Annotated in this window: 18 protein-coding genes and 1 tRNA gene; 9 read left to right on the plus strand and 10 right to left on the minus strand. The window is 60.4% G+C overall.

Features of this window, described 5'->3' with window-relative positions; genetic code table 11:
* Window positions 1–11 precede the first annotated feature (11 nt).
* Window positions 12–722 carry a GntR family transcriptional regulator gene (locus ACZ9IU_RS16905; RefSeq protein ID WP_038549570.1) on the minus strand — a complete coding sequence of 237 codons (711 nt, stop codon included), beginning with the start codon at window positions 720–722 and terminating at the stop codon, window positions 12–14.
* Window positions 723–929: 207 nt separating this feature from the next.
* Here ACZ9IU_RS16905 and ACZ9IU_RS16910 point away from each other — a divergent pair, with 207 nt between their 5' ends.
* The 7 genes from ACZ9IU_RS16910 (at window position 930) to ACZ9IU_RS16940 (ending at window position 7,907) form a co-directional block, all read left to right on the plus strand.
* On the plus strand, window positions 930–2,408 hold the full coding sequence (locus ACZ9IU_RS16910; protein WP_038544812.1) for an ABC transporter substrate-binding protein: 1,479 nt from the start codon (window positions 930–932) through the stop codon (window positions 2,406–2,408).
* A 73-nt stretch (window positions 2,409–2,481) separates the two neighbouring features.
* Window positions 2,482–3,441 (plus strand): carbohydrate ABC transporter permease, encoded by a 960-nt coding sequence (locus tag ACZ9IU_RS16915; protein WP_038544813.1) that lies wholly within the window; start codon window positions 2,482–2,484, stop codon window positions 3,439–3,441.
* Window positions 3,438–4,328, plus strand: a complete 891-nt coding sequence (locus ACZ9IU_RS16920; protein WP_038544815.1) for a carbohydrate ABC transporter permease — start codon at window positions 3,438–3,440, stop codon at window positions 4,326–4,328. The genes ACZ9IU_RS16915 and ACZ9IU_RS16920 overlap by 4 nt, the downstream gene beginning before the upstream one ends.
* Before the next feature lie 10 nt (window positions 4,329–4,338).
* Window positions 4,339–5,436 carry an ABC transporter ATP-binding protein gene (locus tag ACZ9IU_RS16925; RefSeq protein WP_038549571.1) on the plus strand — a complete coding sequence of 366 codons (1,098 nt, stop codon included), beginning with the start codon at window positions 4,339–4,341 and terminating at the stop codon, window positions 5,434–5,436.
* Window positions 5,437–5,468: 32 nt separating this feature from the next.
* Window positions 5,469–6,632 carry a mandelate racemase/muconate lactonizing enzyme family protein gene (locus tag ACZ9IU_RS16930; protein ID WP_038544818.1) on the plus strand — a complete coding sequence of 388 codons (1,164 nt, stop codon included), beginning with the start codon at window positions 5,469–5,471 and terminating at the stop codon, window positions 6,630–6,632.
* Between the two features lie 22 nt (window positions 6,633–6,654).
* Window positions 6,655–7,401, plus strand: a complete 747-nt coding sequence (locus ACZ9IU_RS16935) for a ribonuclease activity regulator RraA (RefSeq protein ID WP_038544820.1) — start codon at window positions 6,655–6,657, stop codon at window positions 7,399–7,401.
* A gap of 293 nt (window positions 7,402–7,694) precedes the next feature.
* Entirely contained in the window at window positions 7,695–7,907 is a 213-nt protein-coding gene (locus tag ACZ9IU_RS16940; protein ID WP_038544821.1) for a hypothetical protein, read from the plus strand.
* A 183-nt stretch (window positions 7,908–8,090) separates the two neighbouring features.
* Here ACZ9IU_RS16940 and ACZ9IU_RS16945 read toward each other — a convergent pair whose 3' ends face one another.
* The 6 genes from ACZ9IU_RS16945 to ACZ9IU_RS16970 form a co-directional block, all read right to left on the minus strand.
* A complete protein-coding gene (locus tag ACZ9IU_RS16945) occupies window positions 8,091–8,726 on the minus strand; it encodes a 4'-phosphopantetheinyl transferase superfamily protein (protein ID WP_038544823.1) in 636 nt (211 codons plus the stop codon).
* A complete protein-coding gene (locus ACZ9IU_RS16950) occupies window positions 8,723–12,763 on the minus strand; it encodes a Pls/PosA family non-ribosomal peptide synthetase (protein ID WP_080719200.1) in 4,041 nt (1,346 codons plus the stop codon). Before ACZ9IU_RS16950 ends, ACZ9IU_RS16945 begins: the two co-directional genes overlap by 4 nt.
* Before the next feature lie 511 nt (window positions 12,764–13,274).
* Window positions 13,275–13,351: transfer RNA gene (locus tag ACZ9IU_RS16955), tRNA-Met, on the minus strand.
* Between the two features lie 135 nt (window positions 13,352–13,486).
* On the minus strand, window positions 13,487–14,683 hold the full coding sequence (mnmA, locus tag ACZ9IU_RS16960; RefSeq protein WP_038544825.1) for a tRNA 2-thiouridine(34) synthase MnmA: 1,197 nt from the start codon (window positions 14,681–14,683) through the stop codon (window positions 13,487–13,489).
* 144 nt (window positions 14,684–14,827) lie between these two features.
* Window positions 14,828–15,106, minus strand: a complete 279-nt coding sequence (locus tag ACZ9IU_RS16965) for a hypothetical protein (RefSeq protein ID WP_038544828.1) — start codon at window positions 15,104–15,106, stop codon at window positions 14,828–14,830.
* A 68-nt stretch (window positions 15,107–15,174) separates the two neighbouring features.
* A complete protein-coding gene (locus tag ACZ9IU_RS16970; protein WP_051899796.1) occupies window positions 15,175–16,296 on the minus strand; it encodes a mechanosensitive ion channel family protein in 1,122 nt (373 codons plus the stop codon).
* Between the two features lie 119 nt (window positions 16,297–16,415).
* On the opposite strand from ACZ9IU_RS16970, the gene ACZ9IU_RS16975 reads away from it, so the two are divergent.
* Window positions 16,416–16,835, plus strand: a complete 420-nt coding sequence (locus tag ACZ9IU_RS16975; protein WP_038544830.1) for a DUF1810 domain-containing protein — start codon at window positions 16,416–16,418, stop codon at window positions 16,833–16,835.
* Here the strand turns inward: ACZ9IU_RS16975 and ACZ9IU_RS16980 are convergent.
* Window positions 16,832–17,869, minus strand: a complete 1,038-nt coding sequence (locus ACZ9IU_RS16980; protein ID WP_038544832.1) for a Tim44 domain-containing protein — start codon at window positions 17,867–17,869, stop codon at window positions 16,832–16,834. The genes ACZ9IU_RS16975 and ACZ9IU_RS16980 overlap by 4 nt on opposite strands.
* A gap of 254 nt (window positions 17,870–18,123) precedes the next feature.
* Here ACZ9IU_RS16980 and ACZ9IU_RS16985 point away from each other — a divergent pair, with 254 nt between their 5' ends.
* The gene (locus tag ACZ9IU_RS16985; protein WP_038544834.1) at window positions 18,124–19,020 is read left to right on the plus strand and encodes an alanine--tRNA ligase-related protein; all 897 of its coding nucleotides are present in this window, start codon (window positions 18,124–18,126) and stop codon (window positions 19,018–19,020) included.
* A gap of 92 nt (window positions 19,021–19,112) precedes the next feature.
* Here ACZ9IU_RS16985 and serA read toward each other — a convergent pair whose 3' ends face one another.
* Both serA and ACZ9IU_RS16995 read right to left on the minus strand, forming a co-directional pair.
* Window positions 19,113–20,708, minus strand: a complete 1,596-nt coding sequence (gene serA / locus ACZ9IU_RS16990; protein ID WP_038544836.1) for a phosphoglycerate dehydrogenase — start codon at window positions 20,706–20,708, stop codon at window positions 19,113–19,115.
* A gap of 81 nt (window positions 20,709–20,789) precedes the next feature.
* Window positions 20,790–21,968 carry a phosphoserine transaminase gene (locus ACZ9IU_RS16995; RefSeq protein WP_038544839.1) on the minus strand — a complete coding sequence of 393 codons (1,179 nt, stop codon included), beginning with the start codon at window positions 21,966–21,968 and terminating at the stop codon, window positions 20,790–20,792.
* Window positions 21,969–22,027: the final 59 nt, after the last annotated feature.

Below are 22,027 nucleotides of genomic sequence, written 5' to 3' on the forward strand. Positions count from 1 at the left end.
GGCTATGAATTCTATCCTGCCCAAGCGGCGCTACGCGCACGCATGTGTTCGAGGATGTGCCGCCCGGAGCCTTCGACATGGCGTGCGATGAGTTCGGCCGCCTCGTTCGCATTTCCCGCTTTTACATGTGCGATGAGCTCGCGATGTTCGCTAAGGATCGCGGCACGCCGGGCAAGCGTGAAGTTGAAGCGCCGGCTCACGGCTCGAAGCACTTCGCGATGCTTCCACCAAAGCTCGGCGGCATGGTGGTTGTAGTGCTTCTGGTACATTACGGTGTGAAAGGCAGTGTCCAACTCGCTGTGCCTGAACGTATCGGCGAAGTCGTTCTCTTCAATCAGGCCTTGGATGCGTTCGAGTTCAGCAATGTCCTCGACGGTGGCCATATTCACGAACCATCGCGTCAGTGCCGGCTCGATCAGGACTCCTATCTCATAGATGTCCCGAACAAAATCCTGATCTATAGGCCGGACGCGCGCTCCACGGTTGGGAACGAAGGTTACGAAGCCCTCCCCGCGCAGCAGTTGCAGAGCCTCGCGCACGGGGTTGGTTGAGGTACCGTGGCGCCGGGCAAGATCGGTGACCACAAGCCGCTCGTTGGCAGCGAGCCGCCCTTCGACAATGTCGTCCCTGATCAGTTGATAAAGCGACGCGCCTTCGCTGGAGGCCCCGATGGCGTCGATCCCTTCGGGTGGCTGCGCTTTAAAATCACTCGTAACGGCCAAAGCTATCCCCAATCAATACACAGATTGCTCGGATATCACGCAAGGCTTCCATAAACAATGTACGATTTCTTTAGTTGACAGGTAATCTGTGATCTGAAAACGTATGATATGGTCGAAGGGATACATTAGGTGGAAAGTCCCACGGCCGGGGAGCAAAGACCGCTCGCTTCACACAGAGCGGCATGGGAGAAATCTGGGAGGATACCTATGACGAGTACTTCACTCGGCGGTGCTGTCGTGCGCGGCACTGTGTCCACTGCTTTGCTGGTATCGTTGATGTCTGCGTCTGCGCTGGGTGCGCCGGTCGACTTGAGCAAGTGGTCGCCGCAATATGTGCGCTCCATTGCCGGTACACAGGATTTTGACACGGCGGCCGACTGCGCCAAAGTCACCCCGCTCGACTACAAGGGGCGACTGACATTCTGGTATCAGGGTGTGTTCGAGGGCGACCCCGACCTGCTGCGCCAGTATTACAAGGACTTCTTTGCGACCTTCCGCAAAACCTATCCGAACATCCAGCTCGAGGATCAAGCCCTTACCTATAACGACCTGCTGGACAAGTTCCGGACCGCGCTCCTTGGCAATGCAGCGCCCATGGCGGTCCGCCTGCAAATCCTGGGCGGCACCGAATTCGCCTCGAAGGGCTATCTGCGGCCGCTCAAACCCGAGGATATCGGGTATGCGACCGATGATTTCTGGCCCGGTGCAATGAAGGCCGTAACCTGGGAGGGCGTGACCTACGGTATCCCGACCAATAATGAGACCATGGCGTTCATTTGGAACGCCGACATCTTCAAGCGCGCAGGCCTCGATCCGGACAAGGCTCCGGCAACATGGGACGATGTTGTTAAATATTCCAAGCAGATCCACGACAAGCTCGGCATTGCCGGTTACGGCCTGGTGGCGCGCAAGAATGCCGGCAATACACCGTACCGCTTCATGCCCCAGCTGTGGGCCTATGGCGGCGGAGTTTTTGACGAGGCCAACGCGAACCCGACTTACAAGCAGGTCGAGCTGAACAGCGCGCAGAGCAAGGCGGCGCTGCAAGCCTCCTATGATATGTATGTTCGCGACAAGTCGGTTCCGGTTTCGGCACTCACCAATCAGCAGGCGGATAATCAGCCTCTCTTCCTCGCTGGCCAGCTCGCCATGATGGTCTCGCACCCGTCCGACTATAACGTCATGCTCGACTTGCAGAAGAAGACGACGGGTACCGACAAGGACAAGGCGCAGACCGTCATCGACAACATGCGCTACGGTCTGATCCCGACTGGCCCGAACGGCAAACGTGCCGTCGTGTTTGGCGGCTCGAACATTCACATCCTCAAGCCCGAATATGTCGAAGGCGGCAAGGTAGACGAGCCGGCTGCAAAGGCTATCGGCTGCATGTGGGCGAGCCCCGAATGGTCGCTGAAGATGGCCTATGCCGGCTCAAACCCGGGAAATCTCAACGGCTTCAAGACCAAATGGATGAAGGAACGCTTGGACAGTATCAAGTTCCTTGATGTCACTACTTCCATGCTGCCTTACGGCATCCCGTTCCCGGCGCTGCCGCAGTCGCCGGAAATCATGAACATCATCGTCCCGGACATGCTGCAGAATGCGCTGACCGGCGCCATGACCGTTGACCAAGCAGCGGAAGACGCAGCCAAGAAGGTAAAAAACCTGACGGCCGGCGGACTTTAGTCCATGCCTGACGATCTGACCGGCCGCGCTGAGGCTGCGGCCGGTTTGTTCCGAAAAATGGGGGCATGGCACCGTGACGATCTTGACTGGTAAGGCCGAGACCCGCCGCAGACTGCGACCCGAAGGGTCCGGTCTGCTGCGAAAGATTTGGGCGCATCGCGCCGACTACGCCTATGTGCTCCCTGCAATCGCCGTGATGCTCATCGTCATAGCCTATCCGATCTACTACACGATCGAGCTTTCGTTCTTTAATACACCGCCTGGCCTGCAGCTCCGGGACAAGATTTTCGTCGGCCTTAACAACTACACCGCCATCCTCACAAGTCCGGTGTTCTGGACGGTCACCCGGAACACGCTTGTCTGGACAGTGGGATCTACTTTGATTTCATTTGTCCTCGGATTTGCCAGCGCACTGGCGCTCCATCGTGACTTTGTCGGCCGTGGCATCCTGCGCGCCATCCTGATCATTCCCTGGGTCATCAGCGCGGTCGCCGCGTCCTATATCTGGAAATGGATCTACCATTCGGACTTTGGGATTATCGGCGCGGTACTGGTCGGCCTAGGATTGGCCGACCGACCGCCGAATTTCATCGACAGCGTCAACACGGTGCTGCCCTCCCTGATCGTCGTCAATATCTGGCGGGAGTTTCCGTTTGCCATGATCATGATGATGGCCGGCCTGCAAACAGTTCCCGATCAGTTACTGCGAGCGGCAAAAGTTGACGGAGCCAGTGCATGGCAGCGGTTCTGGCACGTCACCTTCCCGCACTTGAGAAACGTCTCGACGGTGACGATCCTTCTGCTGGCAGTGGCCAACTTCAATTCTTTCATCATCCCCTGGATCATGACCGGCGGCGGGCCGTCGAACGCATCGCATATCTGGATCACCCACATTTATGAGCTCGCCTTCGGCCGCCAGCGCTGGGGAGTGGCATCGGCCTATTCAGTGCTGCTGTTCCTGATCCTGATGTCGCTCGGCTACTTCTACGTCCGTGCGCTAAGCGGCAACGAGCGGAAGGATGGGAGCGCATGAGCACGATTGCCGAGACTGCTCCTCGAAGCCAGGCCCGTCGCCGTGTGCGCATCGACGGATGGCGGTGGGGCGGACGCATCTTCCTCGCGTTCATGCTGCTTTACACTGCGCTGCCGATGATCTGGATGCTGATCACCTCGATCAAGTCCGGCTTCGCAGCCATGCAATTCCCGCCGCAATGGTGGCCTGACCAACCGACCCTTGCCAGCTACGAGAAGCTCCTCGACCCGCAAAATAGCGTAGGCCAGGACTTCCTCCGTTTCTTCTGGAACAGCCTTTTCGTCTCCACGACCACGACCATCCTCTCGGTGATCGTGGCAGTCCCTGCAGCCTATGCCTTTTCGCGCTTCACCTTCCCCGGCCGGAACTTTCTGTTCTTCGCCGTCTTGCTTCGCAACATGTTCCCGGCGGTGATCTTTCTCGTGCCGCTCTTCATCCTGATGCGCGCGATCGGCCTGGTGAATACGCATGGGTCGCTCATTCTCACCTACCTCACATTCGGCCTGCCGCTGGCGATCTGGCTCCTCAAGGGCTTCTACGACAATATTCCTGTGCAGCTCGAGCAGGCCGCACGCATCGACGGGGCAACGCGGTTCCAGGCCTTTGTCCTGATCGTCATGCCGCTCTCGACGCCGGGCATCATCGCCACGGCGATCTATTCCTTCATCGGTGCGTGGAACGAGTACATCTACGCCTACACATTTCTCTCCAAGAACGAACAGTTGACACTACCGGTCGGCATCCAGCGCTTCTTCTCGGAAAATACCACGGACTTTCCGGGCCTGATGGCGGCCAGCTTCATGATGAGCGTGCCCGTTGTGGTCCTGTTCCTCCTCCTCCAACGATATTTCGTACGCGCCCTCACGGAAGGCGCAGTCAAGCACTAGGGAGTTGCCGGTGGCCCACGTGGTCCTTAATGATCTCGTCAAGACCTATGGCAGCTTCAAAGCTGTCAACAATGTTTCGCTGACGGTCAACGACGGCGAATTCGTTGCGCTCGTCGGCCCTTCAGGCTGCGGCAAGACAACCACGCTCAATCTTGTGGCGGGGCTCATCCCCATCACATCTGGCGACATCGTCATCGGCGACAGGGTGGTCAACGACCTCGACCCCAAGGACCGGGACATCGCAATGGTGTTCCAGAACTACGCGCTCTATCCGCAGAAATCGGTCTACAAAAATCTGGCGTTCCCGCTGCAGATGCGCAAACTGCCAAGGGACGAGATCGACAAGAAGGTCAGGGAAGCAGCGCGAGTGCTCGACATGACCCAGCTGCTCGAGCGCAAGCCACGCGAACTTTCGGGCGGGCAACAGCAGCGCGTGGCGCTCGGCCGTGCCCTCGTTCGCGATCCGGCGGTATTCCTGATGGATGAACCACTCTCCAACCTCGACGCAAAGCTGCGCGTGCAGATGCGGTCGGAGATCAAGCGTTTCCACCAGGACCTCAAGGCAACGATCATCTATGTGACGCACGACCAGCTCGAAGCCGTGACCATGGCGGACAGAATGGCGGTGATGAACGGCGGTTACCTGCAGCAATACGCTTCACCGGCGCAGGTTTTTGCCCATCCGGTGAACATGTTCGTCGCCAGCTTCGTCGGCAGCCCAGCGATGAGCCTTGTTCCGCTGGAGGCATCAACGGCGAGCGGCGACACTGTGTTGACAAGCGCGGAAGGCTGGCGCCTCGAGCTCTCGCCACACAACGCCCGGAAGGTCGCGACGGCAACCACCAAGAAAGTCGTGCTCGGCGCACGTCACTCGACGATCAAGCTGCACAAGAGTGCGGTGCCGGGAAGCGTTCCTGCCAAGGCCTACACGGTGGAGCCGACCGGAGACGTCACTTTCGTACAGGCGTTCCTGTCTGGCGCCATCGTCAATGTCAGCGTGCCGCCGACCATTGCCGTCGCGCCCGACGAACCGATCTGGCTCGAGTTCGACCAGGAGCGGATGCATCTGTTCGACGGCGAAACAGAAATGGCCCTCATGGCCAGCTGAGACGGGCCAGATACGTGTGAAACAGGGTGTAGATGACTACGAAGCTTAAAATTACCGCTATCAAGCCCTATCCGGTATGGATCGGAATACGCAACCAGATGCTCGTCAAGGTCGAGACCGACAACGGCATCTTCGGATGGGGAGAGAGCGGCTTGAGCGGTCGCGAGAAGGCCGTGGCCGGTGCGATCGAGCACTATCGCGAGTTTCTCATCGGCCGCGACCCGATGCAGATTGGTCGGATCTGGCAAGAAGTTTATCGCAGCCAATATTTCGAAGGCGGGCGCGTTCTGCAGGCGGCGATTTCCGCCATCGACATTGCCCTTCACGACATCAAAGGCAAGGCGCTGGGGGTGCCGGTCTACGAACTGCTGGGCGGCAAGCAGCGCGACCGCATTCCTACCTTCGCTTCGACCGGTGACGAGGCCGAGGGCGACATTGCCATCGAACGAGCCCGCGAACTACGCGCGCAGGGGTGGCAGGCGATCCGTTTCTTCCCTATCGGGCAAAACAACAAGGACATTTTTGAGCCCCGCGAGTCGATTGGCGCTACCGCGAATATGCTAAACAAGGCGCGAGAAGCGCTTGGCGATAACGTCGTCCTCGGCATCGACTATCACCATCGGCTGTCGGTGGCAGAGGCGGCGAGCTTCTGCAACAAACTCGGCCGTGGCGTGCTTGATTTCCTCGAGGAGCCAATACGGGACGAGACACCGGAGGCCTACGAATCCCTGCGCACGATGACCGACATCCCGTTCGCGATCGGCGAGGAATTTTCCAGCAAGTGGCAGTTCCTGCCCTACATCGAGCGCGGCATCCATCAGTTCAACAGGCTCGATGTTTGCAATGTGGGCGGGCTCACCGAAGCGATGAAGGTCGCTGGTTGGAGCGAGGCGCACTATGTGGACCTGATGCCGCACAATCCCCTCGGCCCGGTCTGCACGGCCGCGACCATCCATCTCGCCGCCGCGGTACCGAATTTCGCTTGGCTCGAGACCAGGGCGCCCGAAGCAAAGCTGGGCTTCGATAATTCCGACTTCTTCCCCGTGCAACCGCGGCTCGTCGGCCCCGACTATCCGGTCAGCGATCTGCCGGGGCTCGGCGTCGAGGTCAACGAAGAGGCGATCAAGGCGGAGAGCTTTCGTTTCTGGGAAGCGCCTCACCTGAAGCGCCGCGACGGTTCTGTCACGAACTGGTAGTTTTCATCCATCGGAGCCTAAAATGACGCAGACACCCGATATCACGCGACCGTCCAAGGACCTGATCGACGCACTGAAGGAAATCGGCGCCGCGACGGTTGCCGGCACGCTTGGCCACATGGGCTTCCGCAATCCGCACATGGTTGGTCCCGTGCCGCAGAATCGCGGGAAGTCGATCGTCGGGCCAGCCCTGACGCTTCAATTCATGCCGCAGCGGCCGGATCTCTTCAACGAAGGAGAATATGCCGATCCGGAGACGCAGTTGCACCGGCACGTGCTCTATCACGCGCAGGAGGGCGATGTAGTCGTGGTCGATGCGCGTGGCGATATGAGTTCCGGGGTCTTCGGCGATATGATGTCGACCTATTTCAAAGGCAGAGGCGGCGCTGGCATCGTGATCGACGGGTGCATGCGCGATCGGCCCAATGTCGAGAAACTGGATCTCCCCCTTTGGCTGCGCGGCTGGACGCCCAACTACCATGTCCAGACCAGCATCTACCCCAATGCCGTCAACGTTCCGATTGCCTGCGGCGGCGTCACGGTCATTCCCGGCGACATTATCATCGCCGACGACGACGGGGTGGTGGTGCTTCCGGTTTCAATGGCCTCGAAGGTAATCGAAGAGGCACAAAAGCATCACGAATGGGAAGAATTCTCGCGCGAGAAGCTTATGGAGGGTGGGTCGTTGCAGCGCTACTATCCGCTGCATGACGATGCCCGCGGAGAGTACGAAGAGTGGCGCAAAACAAACCGCTTGGGACCAGCTTAGCCAATGGATTACCCCAGGCGGGCGGCGAATTTCCGGGGTGTCACCAGGCCCGGCCATGCGCATCGGCCATTCGGAAAGTAATCTCGTGTTGGCGCAGAGATCGAACGCGGAGCTGGATGATCTCCCCTAAGCTCGACAGGCTTTTATCGAAGCGGCCGCCGAGGCCGGTATCAAGGTTCGGGATCAGTAAAACACCATCTTCGTCCGCTTCCGTACAGATCCCGTGGGTTTGGCAATATCTGTGGAAAGGGCATCTCCCATCACCTATAGTTGCCCCTTCAAAGGAGGTGGATATGACATATCACAATCCTTTCCCAGCTCGCGCAATGACGATGGGAGACATTTCTCTCCTCAGACACGCAGTCATTGTCGCGGCCGAAAGCTCGGAACGTAGTGCGGAAGCGGTCGCGCCCATCGTGTACGATCTCTACTGCCGCGGGCTTAAAGATCCGGAGAAACTTGCCGAGGCCGCGGGCTTGCTCGCCGCGTCTCGTTCCTTAAACTGACCATTACCCAGGGCGGGCCGGCGGCCGGAACCTGTCATTGCACAGTTCCGGTCGCAACTCCCAGCGGAACCTTATAGCCCCATAAGGCGGCGGCCCTTTCGTGCCAACCGATACCCTTGGCTAACCGCCTAAACGAGCGAGCTTGGTGAGATAGACATTCAGGGACCCCGGCGTCGCCTGCCGCTAACCGTTTACCGCAGCGGCAAGGACGACAACACGAGGCAACGTGCAAAAGGACAGCCGCATCCTGCGGCCGCCTGCGGTCACGGCCTCGCGGCGAGCAAGATCGACATTTATATGCTCATAACCCAGAACCTCCCCATCCAGCGGATACGCGGCTTTGTAGGCCGCCTCCTTCGCGCTGTAGAGGACGCGCGTCGCGAAACGCGCTTCGACCCCCGAGAGGACATCCCCGGAAGTTAGTACGAGGGCTGCAATGTCGTCCGGCAGCGGTTCGGCCGGCTCGACATCAATGCCGAGCGAGGGCACGTGAACGCTTCTGGCAATGGCTGCGACCGCCATTTCCGCATCATGCGCGAGAGAGCCGACGAAGCCCCGGGGCCAGAGCGGTGCTCCGGCGGGGGAACGCCCTATGGGGGCTTCCGCATCTTCAAGCGCCAGTAGACATCGGACAAGCGAGCGGGCGGTACCGCTCGCTCGCCGGGCCGCAGGTTGCCTGGAGGTAATGGCGGCCACTTCGTCAGGCAGGAGCAAGGCTTCGTCATTTGGGCCGATCATGCGACAACCGAGCCGGACAGTCGGCGGGGCAAGCCGCTTCATCTCCGTCAATAGCGCAGCTTCTGCCGCTCCGCCGTTCATTTGCCCGCAACCGACTTGAGAAAACCGCCAGGCTTTGCGGGGTTGCCGCGCCAGATCGAGTTCGGCTGAAGGATTTCGCCTTTCATCACAAAGCAATCAACGTCGGCGAGTGCTCCATCTCCCATCGTTACGCCGTAATGAATGAAGGCCGCGGGGCCGAGGGTGCAGCCGTTGCCGATGCGGATGAAATCCGACTTGAACGCGCCTTCCTCCAGCGAGTGTGCCTGGATGACGCAGCCTTCGTTGAGCGTCGCGTCGTCGCCGATCTCCACCAGCGATCTTTCTGTCAGGTTCGCGCCGCCATCGTAGACGCGCCTGCCAATCTTGACCCCTAACGCTCGCAGTATCATTGGACGGAACGGCGTGCCGGCGAAGAGCTGCACAACCGGCGAATCCGACAGCTTCCAGTGACGCTCGTGACGCCAGAAGGCGACATCGTAGATGGTGTTCATCTGCGGCTGAAGCTTTCGGAAGCGCAGGCTCGCCCACTCCAAGAAGATATGGAACGGAATGGCAAACGCTGCCGTCAGTACGACCGCGACGAACAGAGCCATCTGCGCCCACTCCGTGTAATAGTTCAGCGCCCGGTCCCAAATCGCCAATGTAATGAACAACACTGTCCATTGCGTGGCGATAAACATCAGGGCGGTCGTGAGATTGTGCCTGTTCTTGTGCGGGAGACAGCCGCGGCGTTCGGCGTCGCTGACACCTTGAATGAGTTCTTTATCGCGCTTGACAATTCGCGGGATCTCGAAAGGCGGCGAACCCAGCAGGCCCACGTTTTCGCGTAATGGTCCATCGATTGGTACCATCACTTTTGTGCCAAGCAGCACGTTATCCCCGGTCCGGCTATCCGGCGGATAGAAGATGTTGTTACCGAAGTAATTGCGCTCGCCGACCTTGGTGTGCTCCAGTCTGAAAGCAGAGGCCGACTTGTGGACGTTGATCATGTAGAGCCCGTCCGAAACCATCGTTCCGGAACCGATCTCGCAGAACAGCGGATTGTCCTGCTGCTGATTGCTGCCGAAGTTCGAGCCGGTTTGCACCACCTTGTTAAGGTTCCAGCCAAGTGCCCGCATGTAGTGGACGATGGCGGAGCTGTCGCCGAATATCAGGTTGAGAAAGCGAGCATTGGTGGAAGCCTCGACGATAGACTGCAACCAGAAATGAAAGCCATAGAGCCGGTAGGTGCGCCCGGGCTTCAGCATTAAGCTGAACAGGCGCGGCAGCACGAGCGCGACGAAAAGCAGCGCGCTGGTGAGAGCAAAGAGCGTCACGGTCGTGCCGACGGCGACGATACCGATAGACTCCTGATAGTCGTCGCTGACATTTTGCCAATAGCTGTGGAACCACAGGGGGAACGGGGTGACGACAGCGAAAAGTGTGATGAGCTGTACAGCCTCGTAACTAAAGCGTCGCGTCTTCGAAAGGCTAAGGGTCGGGGCTTTGCAGTAATCCGCCGTGGTCGGTATCGCCGGGGATCCGTGCCAGTGGGCATCGTCTGGAATGTGCTCTCCTCGCTGCAGCGAGGACGCATGGCCGAGCTGTGCTCGCTCCCCAACGGATGTATCAATATCAATCACCGAACCTACGCCGACGAAGGCGTCGCGGCCGATGGAAATCGATCCCGTGTGAATATAGCCGGCCTGAGCGCGATAGCCGAGAATCATGGATTCCTTGCGCAGTATGGCGTTGTCCCCGACGGAGATCAGGTCGGTGCAGACCGGGATCGTGCGGGACTCGATGGTAGCGTTGCGACCGAGACGGGCACCGAGCAAGCGAAGATAGAGGTTGTAAAGCGGACTGCCGCGAAAGAGGACGACCGGCGCTGTACGTATGAGCGTCTTGACCACCCAGAAACGGTAGTAGCGAAGACCCCAAATCGGAAAGCTCTCTGCTTTCCAGCGGCCGATGAGCAGCCACTTCATCGCAACGGCAAAGCCTGACATGCCGAAAAAAACCGCTGCCGACAATATTGCACAGCGCAGGTAGAGCTGAACCGGGTCGTCAAGCGTGTCATAGACCCAGTTGAGCCCATAGTTCAGCATCCAAAGATCGAAATAGCCGAAGAGGCAATAAAAGGCGATCTGGGCGGCGCCGCTGGTCCAGTAGGCGAGGTTCGAGGCGCGGTGATTGAGGACAGGCTCCTCCACGGGTATCGCCTTGTCCTCAGGGCCGCGCAGGTGTCGCGCCAGAGCGGCGACGGTCGGATTGAGATAGATGTCCCGCATCGAAGTGCCTGACCACTCCTGGCGAGCACGCAGACGGGCACAGAAGCGCGCCATCAGCAATGAGTTCGCGCCGAGATCATCAAAAAAATGATCCTCAACGGAGATGTCGTCCATCATCAGCACTTCGCCCAGCGCCACTACCAGATAGCTCTCGTCATCGGTGGAGGGGAGGACTTCCTTGCGCCCTGTGCTGACCCGGAGGCCCATCGGCTTTGGCAGCCTCCCCGTATCCACCTTATCGGAGACTGTCATTGGCAATGCCACAAGCTCCTCAAGGAATGAGGGTACCATGTACTCCGGTAGGCGCCGGCGCAGTTCTTTAGCAAGATGGGCGCGAGAAATAGTTCCGGTACCGGATTTTAGCGCATAATATCCGACCAGCTCCAGGCGGCCGGGCTCGACCTCCCAAGTGGTGACGGCCGCCTGCGCTATATCGGGCTGGTCGAGCAAGGCCGTCTCGATTTCGCCCAGCTCGATGCGGTAGCCGCGAATCTTCACCTGTGTATCAATTCGACCGTGATATTCGATTTCGCCGTCCGTATTTATGCAGCCGAGATCGCCGGTACGGTAGATGCGTTTTGAGGGATTATTAGGCAGATCGAGAAAGTCAGGAATGAATTTCTGTGTCGTCAGATCCGGCCGATTGAGGTAGCCGACCGCAAGGCCGATGCCGGCAATGCCGATTTCTCCAAGTTCCCCGGCCGCCGCCAATCGCGGCGCTTCGGCATCAAGGATCACGATAGAATAAGAGGGCAGCGGCGACCCGATGGTCACGCGGCGCTCGGGCGTCAGGTAGCCCATGGTCGCGGTCACCGTCGCTTCAGTCGGGCCGTATGTATTAAGGATGCGGCGGCCCGGTTTCGACCAGCGGGTCACGAGATTCTGCGGACAGGCTTCGCCGCCTACGAGTATGGTGTGCAGGCTCGGTACATCGCTTTCCAAGGACGACAGCAGCGTCGGCGAGCAGGCCATGCAGGTAATGGCGTTCGCGCGAAGGAAGTCGCCGAGTTCTTCGCCTACCAGCGTCATGCGGCCGGGCGCGGGGACGATCGTGGCACCGGCGACAAATGGCACCCAGATCTCTTCGGTGGAGAAGTCGAAGGCGATGGTCATGCCCTGATAAACACGGTCGCCCGGTCGATAGCCATATGCTGCGGCGGCAACGTCAACGAAATTGCAGATGCTTTGGTGGCGCACCGCCACGCCCTTGGGTCGGCCGGTCGTCCCGGATGTATAGAGGATATAGCAGATATCGTCGTCGGATCCGACGATATTGAGCGGGCTGTCCGATTGACGGGCGGTCTCCGGACAGTTGGCCGCAATCACGATATGTGGAACGGAAAGCGCCGCCGCGCGCGCCACATGCTCGGCCATTGTGACGACGAAACGAACATCAGCGTCCTCGATAATCAAAGACATGCGCTCTTCGGGGAAGGCAGCTGCAAGCGGTACGAAGGCCGCCCCTAACTTCATGACAGCGAGGATCGCTATATACGTCTCGGCCGACCGCTCGAGCAGCAGGGCTACCCGGTCTCCGGGCTTGACGCCGCGCAGGGCGAGTAAGCGCGCAAGGCGGTTCGCCTCAGCGTCAATTTCAATGTAGGTCCACACGCGCCCGCCGTCTATAACGGCTGGCATCGCGCCGTAGCGCTCGGCACAGCGCTCGAACAGGCTGGAGAGCCGTTCGCCCGGCAGGGAAACGTTCCGTGGATCAGGGCCACATAGGATCTGCGGCACCGCACCGCGCTCCGTCACCTCCGAATGGCTCGAATTGAGACCGCGCACATGGATCCCCGCGTCGTTCATGTCCAATATCCTGCTTGTACTGCATCCAGCGACGTGACGTTGGCGATCTCGCTTCCTTGCCGATGCAGGGATCGCCTGTGGCGCCGGCGTGCAGTTTGCGGCCGTCGTCATTGTTAGCTTCGCGCGCCATACGCGAGATTTCGTGAAAAGAAAAGCAGCTTTGTTGGGCGCGTCAAAGCAGGTCCCACTGCTATGAAACGAACTGCGTCAAGAGCGCTCCCTGGACTGAGACTGCCGCCCAGCAGACAGATGTTGCGCAAGTGAAGATCGGGGCCTTGCCCGCCAGCGCCCGCCGGTTGAGACGTTCGCTGTATTGCACGAGCCGGGACCGGAAGATCTCCCTGAGTTTCGCCACTTCTCCCGCGCCGAAGACATGGCTGGTCGCAAGCAGAGACTGAGACGAGGAAATCGCGGAACCCCAGACGCCGCAGGCCTGAGATATCCGCCAACCCGCGGAAATGTCGACGCCATTCCGAGAATGCGCCGCTGAGACTGGCTTCGCTGGACTGAATGGTAGCGGGAGGCAGAATTGAACTGCCGACCTCAGGGTTATGAATCCTGCGCTCTCACCAACTGAGCTACCCCGCCACAGGGACAGCGGAGGTTCCGGCATGGCCGGTTCCGCTTTGGTCGTGCGGCTTATAAGTCCCCCGTCACCAAAGTGTCAAGCAGGGTCTGGGCAAAAACCGACGGCAATCTCGTGCGCCCCGGTTAGTGCATGTTTCAGGCAGCGACGGGTGTCGAAAGCAGAGCCTTCAGGGCGATTTCGGCCTCGGCTGCACGTTCCGAACGCTCGATGAAACCGCCGCCATAGACGCGCGCATCCGCACCTTCGGCCGAATAGAGCACACAGGCCTGGCCTGGCGCCACACCGGCCTCGCCGATCGCCAGATCCACATAGACGCCGTGCTCGTCGGCATGGAGGACCGCCGGCGTCGGCGGGCGGGTCGAGCGCACCTTGGCAAAACAGGCAAATCCGCCCTTGGTATCCTCGCCAAGCGCACCGTCGCCGATCCAGTTGACGTCGCGCAGATAGACGCGATGGGTATCCAGCGCTTCCTTCGGCCCGACGATCACCCGGCGCGAGCGGGCATCGAGATAAACGACGTAGAGCGGCTCGCCGGTGGCGATGCCGATGCCGCGGCGCTGGCCGATCGTATAATGCACGATGCCTTCGTGGCGGCCGAGCACGCGTCCGTCCATATGCACGATATCGCCGGCGAGTGCCGCGTTCGGCTTCACCTTGCTGATGATATCGGCATATTTGCCCTGCGGCACGAAACAGATGTCCTGGCTGTCCGCCTTCTTGGCGACGACAAGGCCCATCTCCTCGGCCAACTCGCGCACCTGCGCCTTCGACATGCCGCCCAGCGGGAAGCGCAGGTAGTCGATCTGCTCCTGGGTCGTTGCGAACAGGAACCAGCTCTGGTCGCGATCGCTGTCGATCGGGCGAAACAGCGCGCGGCGGTTCGGATTGTCCGGCGACGGATTGGCAGAGGAACGGATATAATGGCCGGTCGCCAGCGCATCGGCCCCCAACTCCTTGGCCGTCGCCAAGAGATCGGCGAACTTGACCGTCTGGTTGCAGGCAACGCAGGGGATTGGCGTTTCGCCCATCGCATAGGCTTCCGCGAACGGGTTGATCACCGTTTCACGAAACCGCTTTTCGTAGTCGAGCACGTAATGCGGGATTCCGAGCGTTTCGGAAACACGGCGCGCATCGTCGATGTCCTGGCCGGCGCAGCACGAGCCGGCGCGGTGCACGGCTGCGCCATGGTCATAGAGCTGGAGCGTGATGCCGAGCACGTCATAACCCTGGCGTTTGAGCAGACCGGCAACGACGGAGGAATCCACTCCCCCCGACATGGCAACGACAACACGTGTGTCTTCCGGCCTCTTGTCAAAATCCAGCGTGTTCACGGAACTCTCTCGGTATCTCGAAGCCACCCGTCCAGATGATTGAAGCGGCGTGTTGAAGACCTGCGGCGGGATCGGCCGTCGAAGGCAATTGTTGCCGGATATAGAAAGGATTTGTGGCCTGCGCAAGGAGGAGCGCGAATCGGCTCATCGGCCAGGCAGTTTTTCAAGCCAGGCCCAGAGGCTCCTGGTCATCCGCCCGAACTCCGTCTCGGGCACCAGGCTGCCGACGACGAAGATCCCGGCAAACAGCGTGCAGATGGCGATGAGGCCGAAATAGAGCCTGACAAGAGTGCTGTGCTCCGCATAACGCAGGAACAGGCCACCATCGCCGAACAGGAAAATGTCCTGCCCGGCCATTGCCGAGGCCACCGCATAGGTCAGGTATCCGATGCCGCCAAGGAAGATCGCCCAGTTCAGTACCATCGCCCCATCTCCGCGCCCAGACCGGCTATTCTGGGCCGCCGGCATGAACAAACGGTCAAGGCCGCAATTCAAGACTGCAGCACGCCATGCCGGACCGCCTTCCCGGCAGCCGACCTGACGCTGCTGGCCGCACCTTCCGCCCGCACCCGCGGCAGGCTGGCGGGATATTCGCGCTGGATGAAGTCGATGATCTTCTCGCGGACCTCGCATCTGAGATCGAAGGTTCTCGGCGCATTGGAGGCCGAGACGAGAATGCGGATCTCCATGACATTTTCCCGAAAATCCGTCACCTGCACGGCAACCACCCGCTTGTCCCAGAGTTTTGACGCTGCGGCAATTTCCTCGACCTTGCGGCGCACCGCACTCACCGGAACCGAATAGTCGAGATAGATCATCACCGTGCCGATCAGCGCCGTACTGTCGCGCGTCCAGTTCTGGAACGGCTTTTCCATGAAATAGCTGAGCGGCAGGATCATCCGCCGCCAGTCCCACAGTTTTACCACCACATAGGTGGAGGTGATCTCCTCGACATTGCCCCATTCGCCCTCGACGATCAGTGCGTCGTCGATGCGGATCGGCTGGGTGATGGCGAGCTGGATGCCGGCAAAGATGTTCTTCAGCACCGGCTGCAGAGCAAGGCCCAGCACGACGCCGGCGACCCCGGCCGATGCGAGCAGGCTGACGCCGTATTGCTGCACGGCCGGGAAGGTCATCAGCATCGCGGCGATGGTGATCGCCACGATCATGAAGCTCGCAATCCGCTCGGCGATCCGCGACTGGGTGACATGGGTGCGGGCAAGCAGATTGTCTTCCGCATCGAGCTTGAAGCGGCGCAGATAGACGATCATCCATACATGCAGGGCGATCTTCACCATCCAGCCGACGACGATGATGAAGCCGAGCAGCAGCAGGTGACGTATCACCTCCGCCTGCCCGGCACTCAGCGGGGCAATGGTCGCGCCGAGCGACAGCGTCCAGGTGAGGATCGCCAGCCGCATCGGCCGCCGCGTACGCGATACCAGCGACCGCCAGAACAGGTCCTTGTTCTCGACCAGCCGCGTCAGAAAGCGAAATCCAAAACGCTGGATCGCAAGCCCGATCAGCAAAGCAACGGCCATGACACCGCAGCTGACAAGCCAGTCCGGCAACCAGGCCGTATCATTCCGGAATTCCTGAATGAAGCGTTCCATACCTCCTCAGCTAGGGTGCGATGCAGCATCGGAAAGAGCGGCCGCAAAAATTTCATGATTTGAGAGTCTTCTTGGCCTGGGGTGATTTGTGGCAACAGGGCGATCAGGACGGAGAGACAATGCAATTCGACCTCATGCGCTTTGTCGACGCGCAAGCGCCGGTCTATGGGCGCGTCATCGGCGAGCTGCGCGATGGCAAAAAGCGCTCCCACTGTATGTGGTACATCTTCCCGCAGGTGGAGGGGCTTGGCTTCTCGATCATGTCCCAGCGCTTCGCGATCGGCTCGAGAGCCGAGGCGACAGCCTATCTCGAACATCCCCTGCTGGGACCCCGGCTCACCGAATGCACCGAAGCGATGCTGTCCCATCCGAACCTTTCGGCGCACGTGATCCTCGGCTCGCCTGACGATATCAAATTCAAGAGTTCGATGACGCTGTTCGAGGCCGTCAGCAAAAAGGGCTCGCCTTTCGGCAAAGCCCTTTCGCAGTTCTTTGATGGCGAGCGCGACGAAAAGACCGTCGCGCTGCTTCGAAGTTAGGCGGCGGCCTGGATCGCCGAGAGCTGCCAGTCGTTGGCGGGCTTGCGCACGAAGGTCCAGACTTCGACGGTTTCGGTCACCGCGTTCGGATCACCTTCGGCGACTGCGCCGGTCTTGCGGTCCTTCATGTAGTCGACGCTCGAATAGCGCATCGCGACGGTCGCATAGTCCTGGCCGTTTTCGCGCCAGGCTTCGGCGAGGTCGCCCTGCAGCAGCTTCACGTCCTTCACCTCGTTCTTGACGCCTTTGGTAGCGTTCTCGCCGAGTTCTTCCGCCAGATAGGACATCGCCTCCGGCGTGGTGAGGGTGCGCAGCTTGGCATAGTCCTCTTCGCCATAGGCAGACTGGACGTTGGTCAACAGCTTCTCGAACTGGTCGAGGTCGCGGTTGGTGATGCCGATCTCGTCGGTTTCCGGCCCGGCCTGACGCGGAGCGGCATTTTGGCCGCCGCCAAAACCGCCCTGCCCGCTGCCACCCAGCGACCCGATCTTCGGGATCTGGAAGGACGAGGTGTTCTGGCTCGGCGCATCATAGGCGTTGCGCTGCTGGCCAAAACCGGTGTTCATGCCCCCTGCCGGGCCGCCGGCCGTCTGCTGACGGCGGGCGAACCAACGGAAAGCCAGCATGGCGAGACCGCCGATCAGCGCGATCTGCAGCAACATGCCAAGCATGCCGGCCATGCCGCCGAAACCGGTACCCATGAACATGCCGATCAGGCCGCCAAGGGCGAGACCGCCGAGCAGGCCGCCGAAGAGGCCGCGACGAGGCTGCTGCGCTGCCTGCTGACCAAAGCCGTTCTGTGGCGTCGTGGCGTTCTGCTGCGTGTTGGGCGTCATCGACCGGTTGATGCCGGTCGGCGCCGTGGGCGCGGTATTGGTGGTCGCCGGAGCCGAGAATGTGCGCGTGCCGCGGCTGCCAAAACCGCCGCCGCTGGCGCGGCGCGCCTCAGCCAAATCCACGGCGGTCAAGGAAACCGCCATCCCGATCGCCAGGATCGCGAACAGGTTCTTGAAACGCCGAAGCTTCGATAACATCGTTTTCTCCTCATAAACCGCTCTATCGCGGTGTTCCCGGTCTATATAGCGACGGATGGTTCCGGATTTTAGATCAGCCATCCGTTTTTCCCGTCGAAGTAGATAACCAAGTTTGAAACGGGAGCCAAGCTCCAAAAATACAGCTCAAGGGTGTAATTTTCATATTGACCTGCGACATCCCGGCGCGGGCCTTCTTGCCCCGAGAGATTGTCCTTGCATCCCGCATTGCACGGCATGCGGAATGCCATTACCTTTTGGCAAGGCACACAAATGCAAAGGAGGTTGCCTATGACACCGCGGGACGCCTGATCCGGCACTATCAAGACTTCTGCCTTTCAAAGGGCATCGATTTCGAAACCTTTGAATCCGTAAGGCCGCATGACGCCACCACGCTCTTCTGCAGCGCTGGCATGCAGCGGTACAAACTCCTCTTCTCCGATCCTTCCCATGAGGGAACCGTCGCAAACAGCCAGGCATGCCTGCGTCTGGGCGATCTGGACGAAATCGGAGACGGAACCCACTTCCTTCACTTCACCATGCTTGGCCTCTTCTCCTTCCGGGAGATGAGCGTTGGCGGTGCCATCGATTTCTGGCTCGAGTTCTTGGCGACGCTCGGTCTTGTGCCGGATCACGTCACCATCCATCCCGATCGCCTGGCCGACTGGACGCCGCTTTACCGCGGACGCCTTCCGATCGTCCCCGATCCGGAATGTACCTGGAGCGATGGCAGCATTACGGGATACAGTACCGAGTTCTACAAGGATGGGGTGGAAATCGGAAATATCGTCAATCCGCTTGGAACCTGCATCGATGTCGGCTTCGGCGCCGATCGTCTCGACATGCTCATCAACGGCACGCCGCCGGAGGATGTGCGCGAAACGCTCGGCAGTGCGATCATGAAGATCATCGAAAGCGGCTACCATCCGGGAAACAGGCAACAGGGTTACGTCCTGCGCAAACTGCTCCGCCGCCTTCATCGGATGGGCGGCACGCTCGACCATCCCTTCTTCATCGAGGAGGGCGAGCGCCAGGACCGGCTTCGGGCCAGATATCTCCACCTGCGGGAAAGGCATCCCGGCATGAGCCCCGAGTGGTGGTTCGACACCCATGGCATCGAGCTCTCCGACATGCAGGATACGCCGGAGCGATAAACGACGAAGGCCTCCGGCGGTGTTCGCCGGAGGCCTTCGTATTGCTCGGAAAACCCTCACGACCATGACAGTCGTGAACAGCTTTCGTGACCTCAGTCGACGTTGAACGCCAGCGGCTTGGCCTGGCGGACTGCCGGATTGGCGGTCAGTTTCGCCAGCACGTCGGCCGGAACCGGGCCGTCGACATAAAGGAGAGCGATCGCATCGCCGCCTTCCTTGTCGCGGCCGAGGTGGAAGTTGGCGATGTTGACGCCGGCATTGCCGAGCGTCGTGCCGATGAAGCCGATCATGCCGGGAACGTCGGTATTGGCGATGTAGACCATGTTGGCGCCGACATCCGCATCGAGGTTGATGCCCTTGATCTGGATGAAGCGCGGCTTGCCGTCGGAGAAGACGGTGCCGGCAACCGAACGGGTCATCGTGTCGGTGGTGACGGTAAGCTTGATATAGCCATCGAAGACGCCCGACTTGTCGCGCTTGGCTTCGGACAGGATGATGCCCTTTTCCTTGATCATGATCGGTGCCGAAACCATGTTGACGTCGGAAACCTGGCTGCGGATGAGGCCGGCGAGCAGTGCGCTCGTCAGCGCCTTGGTGTTCATGCCGGCGGTCGAGCCGTCATAGAGGATCTCGATTTCCTTGATCGCATCCTCGGTGACCTGACCGACAAAGGCGCCGAGCACGTCCGCCAGACGAATGAACGGCTTCAGGCGCGGCGCTTCTTCCGCGGTGATCGACGGCATGTTGATGGCGTTCGAAACGGCGCCCTTGATCAGGTAATCCGACATCTGCTCGGCGACCTGAAGTGCTACGTTTTCCTGCGCTTCGGTGGTCGATGCGCCGAGATGCGGGGTGCAGACGACGTTTTCGAGGCCGAACAGCGGGCTTTCGGTGGCGGGTTCGACTTCGAACACGTCGAAGCCGGCGCCGGCGACATGGCCGGACTTGATGGCTTCGGCAAGCGCTGCCTCATCGACGAGGCCGCCGCGGGCGCAGTTGATGATCCGAACGCCGGGCTTGGTCTTGGCAAGCGCCTCCTTGCCGAGAATGCCACGGGTCTTGTCGGTCATCGGCACATGCAGGGTGATGAAATCGGCCTGGGCCAGCAGCTCGTCGAGCTCGACCTTGGTGACGCCCATTTCCTCGGCGCGCTCGGCCGAGAGGAAGGGATCGTAGGCCAGAACATGCATGCCGATGCCGATCGCCTTCTTGCAGACGATGCCGCCGATATTGCCGGCGCCGATGACGCCGAGGATCTTGCCGGTGATCTCGACGCCCATGAAGCGCGACTTTTCCCACTTGCCGGCCTGGGTCGAGGCGTCGGCTGCCGGAAGCTGGCGGGCGACGGCGAACATCAGGGCGATGGCGTGTTCGGCCGTGGTGATCGAATTGCCGAACGGCGTGTTCATGACGATGATGCCGCGGCGCGAGGCGGCCGGGATATCGACATTGTCGACGCCGATGCCGGCGCGGCCGATGACCTTGAGGTTGGTCGCAGCCGCGATCAGCTTTTCGGTCGCCTTTGTGGCGGAACGGATCGCAAGGCCGTCATAATTGCCGATGATCTCGGCAAGCTTTTCCTTGTCCTTGCCGAGCTTCGGCTGGAAATCGACTTCGACGCCGCGATCGCGAAAGATCTGGACGGCGGTTTCCGACAATTCGTCGGATACGAGAACGCGAGGTGCCATCAGTGGGCCTCCTGAAAAAGTTTCTGTCGTGAATGAGGAAATGGGCTCCGCTTCGTCAGCGGAGCCGATACGCGACTTGCTTTAAGCGGCGGCCTTGGAAAGCGCAGCCTTCTGCGTTTCGAAAGCGTAGGTGAGCCAAGGCATCAGAGCCTTCATGTCGGCTTCTTCGATCGTCGCGCCGGCCCAGATGCGAAGACCGGAGGGCGCATCCCGATAGGCACCGATGTCGAGCGCGACGCCTTCCTTCTCGAGGATCGACACCATGCCCTTGGCAAAGGCTTCCTGCGCGTCGGTATCGAGAGCGGCGACATCGGCGTCGGCGATCTTGAGGCAGACGGAGGTGTTGGAGCGTGTTGCCGGGTCGACGGCGAGGTTGTCGATCCAGGCATTGGCGGCCACGAAATCGTGGATGACCTTGGCGTTGGCATCGGCGCGCGCGATCAGACCTTTGAGGCTGCCGACCGATTTTGCCCAGTTGAGCGCATCGATATAGTCCTCGACGCAGAGCATCGACGGCGTGTTGATCGTCTCGCCGACGAAGATGCCTTCGATCAGCTTGCCGCCAGAGGTGAGGCGGAAGATCTTCGGCAGCGGCCAGGCAGGCACGTAGGTCTGCAGGCGCTCGACAGCGCGAGGGCTGAGGATCAGCATGCCATGGCCGCCCTCGCCGCCCAGAACCTTCTGCCAGGAGAAGGTGACGACGTCGAGCTTGGCAAAGTCCATGTCCTGCGCGAAAGCCGCCGAGGTGGCGTCGCAGATGGTCAGGCCCTTGCGGTCTGCCGGAATGAAGTCGGCGTTCGGAACGCGGACGCCCGAGGTGGTGCCGTTCCAGGTGAAGACCACGTCGCGGTCGAAATCGACCGTGGAAAGGTCCGGAAGCAGGCCGTAGCCGGCTTCGATCTTGCGCGCGTCCTTGAGCTTCAGCTGCTTGACGACGTCGGTGACCCAGCCGGCGCCAAAGCTTTCCCAGGACAGCATGTCGACGCCGCGCTCGCCGAGCAGCGACCAGAGCGCCATTTCGACGGCGCCGGTATCGGAGGCCGGCACGATGCCGATGCGGTAATCCGCCGGCACGCCCAGAATTTCACGGGTGAGGTCGATGGCCTGCTTGAGCTTTGCCTTGCCGACCTTGGCACGGTGCGAACGACCGAGAGGGGCATCGGAAAGCGCTTCGAGCGACCAACCGGGGCGCTTCGAGCAAGGGCCAGAAGAAAAGTGGGTATTGTTCGGACGCAGGTCCGGTTTTGCGGCGTTTGCCATATGGCTATCCTTCCAGATAGATGGCCTCTCGTTGGGGAGAGGTGTCCCGCCGCTGTGGT

This window comes from Mesorhizobium sp. USDA 4132, assembly GCF_056279545.1.

Bases quoted from the DNA above. Each gene is read 5' to 3' on its own strand.
- ACZ9IU_RS16975 (WP_038544830.1), top strand. From the start codon at position 16,416: ATGCAATTCGACCTCATGCGCTTTGTCGACGCGCAAGCGCCGGTCTAT.
- ACZ9IU_RS16965 (WP_038544828.1), bottom strand. From the start codon at position 15,106: ATGGTACTGAACTGGGCGATCTTCCTTGGCGGCATCGGATACCTGACC.
- ACZ9IU_RS16950 (WP_080719200.1), bottom strand. From the start codon at position 12,763: ATGAACGACGCGGGGATCCATGTGCGCGGTCTCAATTCGAGCCATTCG.
- ACZ9IU_RS16980 (WP_038544832.1), bottom strand. From the start codon at position 17,869: ATGTTATCGAAGCTTCGGCGTTTCAAGAACCTGTTCGCGATCCTGGCG.
- serA (WP_038544836.1), bottom strand. From the start codon at position 20,708: ATGGCACCTCGCGTTCTCGTATCCGACGAATTGTCGGAAACCGCCGTC.
- ACZ9IU_RS16995 (WP_038544839.1), bottom strand. From the start codon at position 21,968: ATGGCAAACGCCGCAAAACCGGACCTGCGTCCGAACAATACCCACTTT.
- ACZ9IU_RS16970 (WP_051899796.1), bottom strand. From the start codon at position 16,296: ATGGAACGCTTCATTCAGGAATTCCGGAATGATACGGCCTGGTTGCCG.
- ACZ9IU_RS16930 (WP_038544818.1), top strand. From the start codon at position 5,469: ATGACTACGAAGCTTAAAATTACCGCTATCAAGCCCTATCCGGTATGG.
- ACZ9IU_RS16910 (WP_038544812.1), top strand. From the start codon at position 930: ATGACGAGTACTTCACTCGGCGGTGCTGTCGTGCGCGGCACTGTGTCC.
- ACZ9IU_RS16940 (WP_038544821.1), top strand. From the start codon at position 7,695: ATGACATATCACAATCCTTTCCCAGCTCGCGCAATGACGATGGGAGAC.
- ACZ9IU_RS16945 (WP_038544823.1), bottom strand. From the start codon at position 8,726: ATGAACGGCGGAGCGGCAGAAGCTGCGCTATTGACGGAGATGAAGCGG.
- ACZ9IU_RS16920 (WP_038544815.1), top strand. From the start codon at position 3,438: ATGAGCACGATTGCCGAGACTGCTCCTCGAAGCCAGGCCCGTCGCCGT.
- ACZ9IU_RS16935 (WP_038544820.1), top strand. From the start codon at position 6,655: ATGACGCAGACACCCGATATCACGCGACCGTCCAAGGACCTGATCGAC.